Below are 12,717 nucleotides of genomic sequence, written 5' to 3' on the forward strand. Positions count from 1 at the left end.
ATTTAGAGAGGGAGTAGAAAATGGCGACTCCCTTTTTTCATTTCTACTTCTCTCATTTGCGTCTACTGGTCTTACTCTTTCCCTTCTTCCGATTCTCCTTGATTTTTTTTCACAGCCTTGGCTATATCGGAGACCGCTTCGACGAGATTAATCGGCATCGGGAAGATAATGGTTGATGTCTTGTCTGTGGTGATTTCAGTGAGCGTCTGCATGTAACGAAGCTGTAATGCGTTAGGTGCTTTATTTAACATCTCGGCGGCTTCTCTGAGTTTGTTGGAGGCTTCCAACTCACCAGTTGCGTGGATGATCTTCGCTCGGCGGTTACGTTCTGCTTCGGCTTGGCGGGCGAGGGCGCGCACCATGCTGTCGTTCAGATCAACGTGTTTCACCTCAACCGTTGCTATCTTGATACCCCAGTCGTCAGTTTGCTGGTCGAGGATGGATTGTAGGTCTTTGTTGAGGCGCTCACGTTCAGAAAGCAACTCATCCAGTTCATGCTGACCAAGCACCGAACGCAGCGTTGTCTGCGCAAGTTGGCTGGTGGCATCGCTGTAGCTTTCAATATTGTTGATCGCCATTTGTGGGTCGACAACTCGGAAGTAAACCACGGCGTTGACTCTGACTGATACGTTGTCACGGGTGATTAGATCTTGGGTTGGGACATCTAACACAATGGTACGTAAGTCAACGCGAACCATTTGTTGAATGAAAGGGATTAAGATGATTAAGCCCGGTCCTTTTACTTCTTGGAAGCGACCGAGGAAGAACACCACGCCGCGCTCGTACTCACGCAGCACCTTGAACATTTGCGTTGCCAGTGCAACCAATAAAACAATGATAACGGCAACAGTGTAGAGCATCATAAGCGCCTCCTATTCCTTAGGGCGGTCACTGGGTTTCACGGTTAGGGTCAACCCTTTTATAGTTACCACGGTGACGTGGTCTCCTTGTTTGAGCTGTGCGTCAGCTTTGGCTTGCCACAAAGCACCATCCAGTTGGACAAGCCCCGTTCCATCAACAAAATCATCGCTCACAACAGCGAGTTTGCCCGGGTAGGTTTCTAGTCCGGTGGTGGCTTTTTTACTGCGAATTTTAAGAAGCAAGCCAACGGTAATCACAATTAATCCGGCAGAGAAAACAGCGATACCAATGATCAATGGAAGAGCGATTTGGAAGCCGGGGATGCCGCTGTCCATTAGAAAGATGGAGCCGAGAACAAACGCAACGACGCCACCTAAGCCGAGTATACCAAAGCTCGGGTTAAAGGCTTCGGCAATCATCAGAGCAATACCGAGCAGCAGTAACCCTAAACCAACGTAATTCACTGGCATCATTTGTAGGGCATACATGGCGAGTAACAAACATATCCCACCGAGCACACCTGGCAAGCCGATGCCAGGGTTGTAGAACTCTAATAACAGCCCGTAAATACCGATTAGCATCAGGATGTAAGCCACGTTGGGATTGGTGATCACCGCCAACATCTCTGCACGCCAGTCTGGGATGCGCTCGACCCACATTGGGTTATCTAACGTTAGCTTGTATGGCTTGCCGTTCACTTTTATCTCTGTGCCATTAATAGTGCTAACCAAGTCTTCGGGCGAGTTAGCAATGTAATCAATAACGTTTAAATCCAGCGCTTCTGAAGCATCGATGTTTGCAGCTTCGCTGACGGCTTTCTCTGCCCACTCTGCGTTTCTGCCATGCAAGCGCGCCAAACCTTTGATGTACGCTCTGGCGTCATTAATGACTTTCTTTTCCATTGCGGTTTTAGCAGGTACTTCATCGGAGTTTTTTCCTGATGATTCATCATTCGATTCGTCATTGTCTTTGTCGTCGGCACTAGAAGGTTGCTGTGGTGCGCCGCCAAGTGAAACAGGCGTAGCTGAGCCTAAATTGGTGGCTTCTGCCATCGCGGCGACATGACTGGCGAGCAGAATGTACGTGCCAGCGCTGGCTGCCCGAGAGCCTGACGGACCAACCCAAGTTGCAATAGGGACGGAAGAGGTAGTGATGGCGTGAATTATGTCTCTCATTGAGCTATCAAGTCCGCCGGGGGTATCCATTTTTAGAATGATGAGGTCGACGTTGTTTTGCTGAGCCTCTTCAATCTCTCGCGACAGATAATCGCTCAGAGCAGGACCAATTGCGCCTTTGACTGGCAATACCCAAACGGTGCTCGCTAGCGCTTGGCTGGCAAACAAGAGTAGAGGAAGAAGCCACAATCGTATCTGTTTCATACAGCCCTCCTTGTGTTACCACTGGGACTTTTTGAAAACACTATTTAAAGTATAGATACGAGTGGATGAGAGGATGGATTTATCCTTTGCACCCAAATGTATAAGCAAATGTACAAAGGTGGGACGTTCGCTGTGTTACACACTTTGTCACGTAATCTGGGTTTTCATGCGTTGTGGTTCGTAATAAAACCAGTAAACTGCGAAGAATCAACGACACTCAGACAAGAAGATAAGTTGGAAATTATGATGTTAATTGCGATTCGATTGGTGAAGCTTGCCGTTATCTGTGCAGTGTTCTTCACTATCTACGATTTGATTGCGTTCGGTGAGGTGACTTGGATTAACCGTTTCTTCAATCTGTAATCCGAAATGAAAGGGGCATCGCGCCCCTTTTTGCTGTCTAATTTGTCAGTTCTGGCTGTGAAGGTGGTGTGTTCACCACGGACATCTGCTGACATCGATCTTGAGCTAGGAAAAGAAACTTGTCGTAACCGCTTCTTTCTAGTTCTTCGCTAGAGACAAGTTGTTTAACGATGTTATCGCACTTCTTGATTAGGATTTCGACTTGCAGTGCGTTCTTATTGGTTGGCCATGCACGAGTCAGCACCTTGATGATGTTGATACACACAGTACGCAGTAAAGGGCAGTGTGCTTGTAACTCAATCAAGGCATCAATGAGAGATTGATAATCTTGTTCTGCCGCGCGGATCTTTTTGTATTGTTCCTGCATCCACGCCTGTCGCTCAACATTGTCCGCTTCCAATGAGCGACCAAGTGTAATTTTACTCGACAAAATGGTATCACTAGAATCGGTTTGTAAGTTCTCAAAACACCATGTGATTGCATGAGTAAACTCGGATTCAAAGTTCATTTCATGTAATAGCCACGCGAGATGAAACTGTGCGTAAAAATGCGCGAATGGTTTGCGGTGATATAAATCACTGAGCACTTTAAACGCTGCTACATATTGGTTCTCTTCAATCGCGATATGTGCCGCAATCAAATCCAATTCATTTTTTAATGCTTTATTTTTCGGCCCAGACATGACGGATTTGAACAAGTTCTTTGCTTGAGCCAATAAGTCTTCTCTTCCCTCGAGTTTGCGTGCGCAATAAAGAAGGATTCGAATCAGGTTTAACTTTGCGTAGGTATTGTTTCTGTAAGTATCTTTGTTGATTTCCATGTATACATGGTAATGCATTAGAGCAGAATGATAGTCATGCTCAGCTAAGCATAAATTCACGATGACAAGTTCGCGTTCCGAGTTCCCCTCAACCAAACTGCTTGCAAGCTCCAAATGTTTGATCGCAGTTGGCACCTCACGGTTAAGCATTGTGTAGTTTGCTGCACATTCGCGGACTTCAACGTTGTTCGGAGACTCCTCTAACAAGGCGAGTACTATTCTTTTTGCCTCGTCTGCTTCACCCAGCGCAACCATGGTATTTGCCAAGCCAATCTTTGCCCAATTCACGTCTTTACGCTCAATCACTCGTTCGTAAACGTGTTTGGCTTCTTGGTGTAGTTTGAGGCGTGTTAGAAAGTCAGCACGAAACTTCTCAATAATGAAGAAATATTCGGGATTAAATGGTGTTAACTCATCGCAGGCCTCTAACCCTGAGCGAGCATCGTTTTTGAGTTCAGCCTCATAGAGTGCGCGCAAAGTGACTTTACGCTTTATTGCGGCTGAAATACGTTCTCTAAGCGTTATGGAATTAAAAGGTTTGAGCAGGTATTCGTCGGGTTTAAGCTCAATGATGGCACGCACGATAGTGGCAGAGCTCTCACCAGTAACAAGGATAAACACCGTGTCATGGTTGAGCAATTTGAGATGTTTAAGTTCTTCAAACAACTGCTTGCCATTCATACCCCGACCGAAGTTGTAGTCACAAATGATCAGGTCGATGTGCTCTTTGTGCGCAATCGAAATTGCCCCTCTTGCTAAGCGTGCTGTAAAGATACGTTTATCCGAAAAGCCAAGTTTAGTCAGCATGTTACGAAGAGTAAGGACGACAATAGGCGCATCGTCAACGATCAGGATATTGTATTCAGAGAAAGATTTACTGCTCATTTTTTTATGTAATCGTCTAATGGTTTAAACAAAGCTGCTGGTTCGTCAGCAGCAATGAACAAAGGCGTTATACAAGCTTCTTTAAGGCTTCAAGTGGTATCGCTTTAGAAGCGACAAATCCCTGATACAAGTCCACTCCTAATTGATTCAAGTAGTGCAAGGTATCTTCGTCTTCGACCCCTTCTGCAACCGATTTTAAGCCCAATGACTTCGCCAGTTGAAGGCTTGAAATGGTCAATTGTTGGCTCTTGAAATTGGACAAAGAATTGCTGATAAATTGTCGATCAATTTTGAGCTCGGTGTACGGCAAGACCGCCAACTGACTTAATGATGAATAACCCGTCCCAAAATCATCAATAGCTAAACCAACGCCACGTAAACGTAAATTAGCGAGGTTGGCCAACGAGATCACACCTGAGTCGTAAACTTCATCTTCCGTCAGTTCCAAGGTGATGCGTTCAGGGGCAACGCCATAGTCAGTACATAAAGCAAAAAAGCGTTCACTCATAGGCTCCCTGAGTGATTTCTGGTTCATGTTGACCGATAAATGAATCGCTTTACCCAAATGTGCGATATCACGTAGTGCTTCTTGAAGCACGAGCCAAAATAGACGATCGAGTTCGTTGCGTTGGTTTATTTGATCCAAAAACGCAACAGGGGCAAGCAAGCCATGCACCGGATGATGGCAGCGAACCAAGGCTTCTACACCAACCAGCGTGTTGTCGTCTGTGGTGTATTGAGGTTGGTAATAGTTTTCAAACCAACCGTTATTAAAAGCCTGCTCAATCTCTTCGTTATTGAGTTGAATCTGAGGTTGCTTTACTTCCGATTGCTGCATCTGTTTTTGAAATGCAGTTACAATCTCGTGTAACTGTTCAAAAGAGATGGGTTTGGTCATGGCACGCACAAATACGTAATTGGCGGATAAACACATGTTGTAAGTGATCTCGACAATGTCTTTGCTCATCGCACTTAATATCACCACACCCTTTGGTTTGATTTCCTCAGACAATGTTGAGAGTAAGTTGATACCATTTAAGTCGGGCAGGTCAATATCGCAAATCATTAGGTCAATGTTGCCGCCAGCACACACTTCTGACACTTTTGAACCGCTATGGACTAGGCTCACTTGCCCGTCAACTAAACGGTTTGCCAAAATTTTTAAATTTGTTGCTTGTAAAATGTCGTCTTCAACAATCAACACGTTCATTTATTGCTCTCACAAAGCGTTAGCCATTGTTTAGTGATGGCTACAATCGAATTCATCTCTTGCAGAAGGGCATGTTTCGCCTGTACCTCCTGCGGTGTGCCAATTAACGTTTCACACTGTTTGGCCAAGTTTTGTAGCGGGTTGAGATTTAATGCTGCCGCCGAGCCTTTGATACGATGCGCTACTGATTTTAAGCTTTCTTTGCCTGATTCAATCAGCTCGATGTCGCTAGATAGTGCATCACAAACCACTTGAGCCATTTCGATACTCTCTTCTTGGTTATAAGCACTTAGCCACGCGTTTCTTGCTTCTTCTGTGATTTCCAATGCCAAATATTGTTCACACAAGTCACGTAGGTCATCCAAGCTATAAGGTTTGAATAACACTTCTTCTATACCAAACTCTCTTGCTCGTTCCACGACATTCCTTGAGTTTTCCGCGGTACAAGCGATGACAGGGATATGTTTCAGCGAGTTGTTTTGTTTGAGTGTTTGAGTTAACTGATAGCCGTCCATTTCTGGCATATGGCAATCAGTGATGATCAAACTGACTGGCGTTTGTTGTGTATCATCGTGAATGGCACAAAGCTGTCGTAACGCTTCTGTACCGCTTTTCGCTACATCACAGGCAACCCCAAGTCGTTCAAACTGTCTTTTGAAAAGTAATCGGTTGATCACATCATCATCAACGACAAAAACTCGTCCCTTCCAGTCTTGTCCTGGCCGCTCTTCAAGGGAGTCGTAAACCATCGAACTCGTGTCCAGCTTTTGGTGAATCAAGTCGGGGTAGATGCTGCTGTAGTTTGAATCGGCTTTGATCTCGTGATGTCGCATTTCAAATTCATCCAAGGTGACTTGCCAACACTCTAGCCATTTCTGAATGTACGCATTTTCAGTGTAAACAGGGCCAAGTCCGGTTAATTCAAGTGCCTCGCTTTTCAGTGGTAGTTGGATATACACCGTTGTTCCAATTTCGGGTTGGCTCTCTACGTCGATATGTCCGGCCATTATCTTGACTAAGCTGTATACGATAGACATACCAAGCCCTGTTCCACCGAAGCGACGACTGACACTTTTGTCTCCTTGAACAAAAGGTTGGAAAAGAGAAGCCAACTGACTGTCATTCATTCCGCAGCCACTGTCGGAAACCGACAACTTCAACGCGTCTTGTTCAATATTTAAACTGACCGTGATGTGGCCCTGTTCAGTGAATTTGACTGCATTGCTTAGCAAGTTGTTCATAATTTGATTGACGCGCAACCAATCAAGCTCAACAAAAGCATACGGGCTTGGCGTCCATTTCACATGGAATGCTAGGTCTTTTTGTTCTACGACTTTTTCAAAGCTGCGCAACATTGGCCCCAGTTCTTGGTAACTGTTTCCGACTTGAATGTCTAACTGCAACTGGTCTGCATCAATTTTTGAAAAGTCCAAAATATCGTTCACATGCAACTTTAAACGCTCAGCCGATAGCATGGCGTTCCTAAGCAATTCTTTGCTTTCTCGTCGTTTTAACTCGGGTTCTAGGAGCTCCATTAAGCCCAACATTGCAGCGATTGGGGTGCGGAGTTCGTGACTAACCACGGCTAGAAAATGCTCGCGAGCCTCGATCGCTTGCATTGCTTTAATGTTTGATTCTTTAAGCGCGCACTGTTTTTGTTTTAACTCAGTGATATCGTCAAACACCGTCATGCGATATTGAGCCCCTTCTTCCGGGTGGAGTAGGGCCTGCTTACGAACGCGGTAGTGTTTGTCTCCCAAAGAGCATAAAGACGTTTCGGCGCTTTCTGCATCTGTGTTTACGCATTCTCGGGTCAACTTGAGCACTTGCTCTCGTTCATCATCTGGAATGCTCTTATCGACATTGCAGCGCGAAAGCATGTTAACAAACGGCTTGTTTGCCAGAATCTGCTTGTTATTGTCATCCGATATCAGAATTTTATTGGGCAGTTGATCCAGTACGGACGACAACCACTTGTTTTGCTTTTGGCGAATCTGAGTTTCGTATTCTTTGCGTTTGATGGTGCGAGTCAGATGTCCGGTTCTAACGATGTAAATCAGTACAGCAACCAACAAAATGCAGACGCCACCCAACGCCCAAATGACGACGGTTTCTTTGTCGACACCGTATTGAACCGTTACTTTATTGTGGCGATCCATTAAATGTTTTAGCTCAGCGTCGGTCGTGATCTTAAGTACCGTGTTTAGTACTCGGCGCAGAAACTCTGAGTCTTTTCTTAACTCCATACCCAACTTTATTTTCAACTGCATATCGTTGGGCGGTGTCGCTGGTTTAAACTTCACCCCTTGACCACCGTAGTAATGATTGTCAATCAGGCTTTGGTTGACGAATGCGTGAGAGATGCCACCGTCTTCGAACGCTTTCATCAAACAGTCAAACTCTCTATAAACCGCAGCAAACTCATATTCTGGATGATCGAGAAAATGAGGGTAGAAGTTCCCTGAACGGTCTAGAATTGCGACGGACTTCTTCGCTCGTTCGTTGAGTGACTCAATAAAACCATATTGAAGGAACCCAAGTGTGCGAGTGGTAATAAAGCGCTTTTTATCTGTTAGGTTGATGTTTCTTGCAGGCAGCAAATCGACCATCTTTTCTTGAAGCATCAAATCCACATCACGTCCATTCGTTGGCACGTATTCGAATTTGATCATGCTCTTTTGTTCCATAAGCTTTAATAAGTCATGGACATAACCTTTTAGCTCACCTGTTTCTCGGTCGAGGTAAGACAATGGGTATACGTTATCTTGAATCGTATAACGAACAGTTTTGTGCCCTTGTTGCTGCTTCAAAATATCCAACATCAACTCGTTGTGAAGAATGTTGATGTTGGCTTCAATGTGTAAACGACTATGTTTAGACTCTTTCGAGTGCTTAATGTACTTGTCGATGATGCTCATCAGCTTTGGTGATTTCTTGCCAGTAAACACCGTGACCTCTCCCGGTTTAAGAGAGCGGTTGTAAACCACCTTACCAACAAGTTCGCCATTTGGATTTTTAAAGCCGTAAGAACTCAGTGTAGAGAGACCCACGACAGCAGCATCAACAGCGCCACTGTTGAGTGATGCTGTCATCATTAAGTTGTTCTTAACGGTATGAACGTGTCTGAACCCTAATGCATGGACTTGGTCACACGCACTGGAATCTTTGACACAAACCCATTTCAGCTCATCAAGAGGTTTGTCTGCGAGGCTGTCATCTCGAAGCCATATCAGTCTCAGCGTATTGAAAATAGGTTGAGAGTACAGAAAGCGTTGCGCACGTTTTTGGGTTGCAACAAAGCCAACGGTTAAGTCGATCTCTCCGCTTTCCAAACCATCAAATAAAGTGTTGAGGCTTTTATATGGCACGTACTCAGCACCAACATGCAAGTCGTGCAGCATGGATTCCGCGTATTCGATGTTGATGCCTTCTTTTGATGCTAGGTCACCCCAGTAGGGTAACCAGTCACCTTCGAGAACACCGACTTTGAGTGTATTTTTTGTGTTGAGAAATTCTCGTTCTTCAAAACTTAGAAAATCTTGAGCAAGTGCATTGAATGACAAGGCTGTAAGTAGTGCCGGTATAAGAGCAAAAATCTTCACTAAGTTTTACTTTCCAACATAGAGCGGAATCAAAAAAGGGGGCCGAATCGTATAGCTTTTCACCGCTTTAGCCAATTAGGGTTGTTTGTCTTGTCGACAACTTACTCTTGGCACCGTATCCGCCATGATGGACTGCGTTGTCTAGTAATAAGAGAGTATCAATAAGTTATGGGATATATATCGATATCTATGCGTTAGTGAATGGAAAAATACATAAAAGCAACTAAGTTCATAATAAGGGGTAAGATAAGGAAAGTCGAACCATGACAACAAACGTTTGCTGCAAAGCGATATTAGGTCTAATGGTCTTTTTAGCGTGTTTAGGAAGCAAAGGTCTCGCGACTCCTCATGACGATAAAGACTTGGTGTTGCTTCCCCCGGTTGAAAGTGAAGTTGATGTCAATATGGATTTGGCCCGTATCGGGTGGTATCTATTTCGCGATAAAAACTTATCTTCTAACAAAAACATAAGTTGTGAGTCGTGCCACGACTTACAAACGAATGGCGCAACAACAAGCGCGCTTGCTCAGGGAGTTAACGGATATGGCACCCGTAATGTTCCCACTATTTTTAACGTATCCTTAAATTACCGATATCTATGGGATGCGAGTAAAAACTCGTTGATGAAGCAGATAGATGGCCCCCTTACTAGCTCTACAGGTATGGATTCCAATTGGTTGTCAGTACAGAAATATGTAAAAAGCGAACCTCGTTACCAATCTTTGTTTGCCCAAGCTAATGGTCTTGATATCAATATTGAAAATATCAAACTCGCAATCGTTGAGTTTCTTAACGGACTCCAGACTCCAGGCGCCCCTTTTGATTATTACCTTCAAGGCCAAACGCAAGCTATAGACGAAAAGGCAACTCGAGGCTGGCAGGTATTCAAAGAAGCGGGGTGTATGTTGTGCCATCAAGGCCGAAATGTTGGAGGCTCGATGGTTCAGCAATTTGATTACTTTAAAGACGTAGATTCTGACACGGGGTCATACCTTAGAACCGCAGACGGTTTAGACCAATATTACTTTCGTGTGACCAGCCTTAGAAATGTGACTCAAACTGCTCCATACTTCCACAATGGCCGAATCAATACGTTAAAAGAGGCGATTCAAATCATGGCCGAGTCAGAGCTTGGAATGAAGCTCAGTGAGCAGGATGCGGAAGACATTGAAGCCTTCCTCCACACATTGACCGCAGCGAGACCACCGATTTTGGAGGTGTTTGAAAGTGAATAAATTCAGACTAATTAATTCATTCCTCATTATCGCTATCATTGCTGTGTTAACGTTGGCTTACATGGCTCATGTCAACGCTAAGAATACCCAAGCTTTACACGCTCCCTTATCCGAAATTGGACACCATCTGATTGAAGAGCGGGACCGTGTTGTTAATCGCTATAAACTTGAAGAACGTAATAACCACAAATTGACAGAAAATTTGGTCAAGCTAGAAATTGCCGCCGCACACTTGACTGAAAATGTAAAACAAGTCACCTGGTTTGAGTTTACGTCGAGCAAGCGTCGTGTGCACAGCATGGTTGTCCAATTTGATGGAAAAGTGCAGGAGGTGACTAAAATATTAGACATGCTCATCGGTTTACAAGTGGCAAATCACTATGAATTATTGACCTTGCACAACATATACAAAGAACAGTTCTCCACAAAAGCTGAAGATGCTTGGTTAGAGCAGCATTACTTTGACTTTCTGACTAACGTTGCCCAGCAAGACGATGGTGTTCGAAGTAAAAGTGTCGAGATGTTTTTAGAACGATTGCGTGGAAGTGACCGGAAGATTGAGCTTCTAACGAATCAAATATTAGAAAGCCATTATTTTGAATTTGTTGAGTACTCAGAGAGTGAGTTACTTGAAATTATGCAAGGAGAAATGAGACTAACTTGGACGTTCGTATTTATCTCAATTTTATTGCTTGTCAGTATGTTCGTACTACAAACACAATATCGTGTTTACAAACTCAAGCAGCTAAATGACGACTTCAAAGAGGCAACGAAAAAAGCAGAACGAGCAGCCAAAGCGAAGTCACAATTTCTTGCGACCATGAGTCATGAGTTGAGAACGCCGATGAATGGCGTATTAGGGATATCTCAGATCATTGCAAGTGAGACTAATGAACCAAATACGAAGGAGCACGTGCAAGTTATTTTGGATTCTGGTCAACACTTGATGACGATTCTCAACGATATTCTGGACTTCTCTAAGGTAGAAGAAAACAAGCTAGAGCTTGAAGAGGCACCATTCAATTTATTGCAGATACTGACGCCAGTATGCAGTGCTATCCAACCTTTAATCGAAGAAAAGAACATTCAATTATTTATTGAGAATCAAGTGCCTGAACAGATCGAGTTTCAAGGAGACTGCGCCCGTATTCGTCAGATATTGTTTAACCTAGCGGGGAATGCAGTGAAGTTTACTCACGATGGCCATGTATTAATTCGAACTGAGTTGGACCAAGAACGGAAATGTTTAGTGCTATTCGTCAATGACATGGGAATAGGGATTCCGGCGGACAAGCAAGACCGAATTTTTAACTCCTTTGAGCAAGCGGATAAATCAACTACTCGTAAGTTCGGCGGCACTGGGCTCGGTTTAGCGATCGTAAAAAAAATCACCGAGCTGATGGGAGGTGAGGTTGCCGTCAAGAGTGTTGACGGTGTAGGGACTCAGTTTGTCGTGCAACTCCCGATTCCATGGGAAGAAAAGCCAGTACTTTATCGAGAACAAGCTAAGGTTGAATCGAAAAGGGAGAACAAAAGCCACCTTAATATCTTGCTAGCGGAAGACAATCGCGTGAATGCTATTGTGGCAAAAGGTTTTTGTGAGAAGTTAGGGCATACGGTAGAAATTGCAGAAAACGGGTTAATAGCAACGAAGAAAGCACAACAAAACCACTATGACTTGATCTTGATGGACAACCACATGCCAGAAATGAATGGCGTCGAAGCCACGCGTTTCATCCGAAAAAACCTAGGGTTGGGTACTTTATTGTTTGCTTACACCGCCGATGTATTTAGAGAGGCTCATGATAACTTTATTGAAGCCGGCGCAGACCATGTATTAACCAAGCCGTTGCAGCGTGAGAGTTTTACGGATGCGTTGAAGCAATTTTCTTCCCGTTTACCTGTTCAAGTAATTGGGGAGGCTGAACAATCTGAGAATGTGGTTCAACTGCATCGCGAGCCAATCGAGAAGCTGCGTTTAACAGAGGAAGAGCTTACCCACTCAGAGACGATTGAAATCTTGAAAGAGGAACCACAAGCGCTGGTGGACTTGTTACAAAGCATCGTCTGTGATTTTGAAAGCGCCGTTGATGAGCTAATTGAATTATTTATGGTCGAAGATTTAGATTCACTTCATAGTACCTTGCATACGACGAAAGGCATGGCATTGAACCTAGGGCTTGATACCTTGGCCAATCAAGCATTAGAAATTGAAACGCAGGTAAAGAATAGACAAACCCCTGAGATTGAACAGTTGCAAAAACTGATTAACCGGCTGCAGGTCAATGTTCACCAAGGTCAACGTTTGATTGAAAAAGCGAGGTCTCAAATGAATGATTCCAACCAAGTGACATGAACGCGC

8 protein-coding genes are annotated in these 12,717 nt (G+C 44.3%); 3 read left to right on the plus strand and 5 right to left on the minus strand.

Features of this window, described 5'->3' with window-relative positions; all coding sequences use genetic code 11:
• Positions 1–71: 71 nt before the first annotated feature.
• Both BCT11_RS23520 and BCT11_RS23525 read right to left on the minus strand, forming a co-directional pair.
• Positions 72–863 (minus strand): slipin family protein, encoded by a 792-nt coding sequence (locus BCT11_RS23520; protein WP_038868031.1) that lies wholly within the window; start codon positions 861–863, stop codon positions 72–74.
• Positions 864–872: 9 nt separating this feature from the next.
• Entirely contained in the window at positions 873–2,240 is a 1,368-nt protein-coding gene (locus BCT11_RS23525; protein WP_102389417.1) for a nodulation protein NfeD, read from the minus strand.
• A gap of 96 nt (positions 2,241–2,336) precedes the next feature.
• On the opposite strand from BCT11_RS23525, the gene BCT11_RS23530 reads away from it, so the two are divergent.
• Positions 2,337–2,603: a hypothetical protein gene (locus BCT11_RS23530; RefSeq protein WP_102389418.1), complete on the plus strand. Its 267-nt coding sequence runs from the start codon at positions 2,337–2,339 to the stop codon at positions 2,601–2,603.
• 37 nt (positions 2,604–2,640) lie between these two features.
• Here the strand turns inward: BCT11_RS23530 and BCT11_RS23535 are convergent, their stop codons facing one another.
• The 3 genes from BCT11_RS23535 to BCT11_RS23545 form a co-directional block, all read right to left on the minus strand.
• Positions 2,641–4,308 (minus strand): response regulator, encoded by a 1,668-nt coding sequence (locus BCT11_RS23535; RefSeq protein ID WP_038880748.1) that lies wholly within the window; start codon positions 4,306–4,308, stop codon positions 2,641–2,643.
• 67 nt (positions 4,309–4,375) lie between these two features.
• Entirely contained in the window at positions 4,376–5,518 is a 1,143-nt protein-coding gene (locus BCT11_RS23540; RefSeq protein WP_102389419.1) for an EAL domain-containing response regulator, read from the minus strand.
• On the minus strand, positions 5,515–9,120 hold the full coding sequence (locus tag BCT11_RS23545; RefSeq protein ID WP_102389420.1) for a transporter substrate-binding domain-containing protein: 3,606 nt from the start codon (positions 9,118–9,120) through the stop codon (positions 5,515–5,517). The genes BCT11_RS23540 and BCT11_RS23545 overlap by 4 nt, the downstream gene beginning before the upstream one ends.
• 263 nt (positions 9,121–9,383) lie before the next feature.
• On the opposite strand from BCT11_RS23545, the gene BCT11_RS23550 reads away from it, so the two are divergent.
• Together BCT11_RS23550 and BCT11_RS23555 are read left to right on the plus strand one after the other, a co-directional pair.
• Positions 9,384–10,355, plus strand: a complete 972-nt coding sequence (locus BCT11_RS23550) for a cytochrome c peroxidase (RefSeq protein WP_241909056.1) — start codon at positions 9,384–9,386, stop codon at positions 10,353–10,355.
• Complete coding sequence (locus BCT11_RS23555; RefSeq protein ID WP_102389437.1) at positions 10,348–12,711, plus strand: ATP-binding protein; 2,364 nt, start codon at positions 10,348–10,350, stop codon at positions 12,709–12,711. The genes BCT11_RS23550 and BCT11_RS23555 overlap by 8 nt, the downstream gene beginning before the upstream one ends.
• The last annotated feature ends 6 nt before the right edge of the window (positions 12,712–12,717 follow it).

Origin of the sequence: Vibrio sp. 10N.222.52.B12, from assembly GCF_002875385.1 — a bacterium.
Classification (GTDB): Bacteria; Pseudomonadota; Gammaproteobacteria; order Enterobacterales; family Vibrionaceae; genus Vibrio; species Vibrio jasicida.

Excerpts from the sequence above, each read along its gene's own strand:
- BCT11_RS23520 (WP_038868031.1), bottom strand. The coding sequence starts at position 863 with ATGATGCTCTACACTGTTGCCGTTATCATTGTTTTATTGGTTGCACTG.
- BCT11_RS23540 (WP_102389419.1), bottom strand. The coding sequence starts at position 5,518 with ATGAACGTGTTGATTGTTGAAGACGACATTTTACAAGCAACAAATTTA.
- BCT11_RS23530 (WP_102389418.1), top strand. The coding sequence starts at position 2,337 with ATGTATAAGCAAATGTACAAAGGTGGGACGTTCGCTGTGTTACACACT.
- BCT11_RS23525 (WP_102389417.1), bottom strand. The coding sequence starts at position 2,240 with ATGAAACAGATACGATTGTGGCTTCTTCCTCTACTCTTGTTTGCCAGC.
- BCT11_RS23535 (WP_038880748.1), bottom strand. The coding sequence starts at position 4,308 with ATGAGCAGTAAATCTTTCTCTGAATACAATATCCTGATCGTTGACGAT.
- BCT11_RS23550 (WP_241909056.1), top strand. The coding sequence starts at position 9,384 with ATGACAACAAACGTTTGCTGCAAAGCGATATTAGGTCTAATGGTCTTT.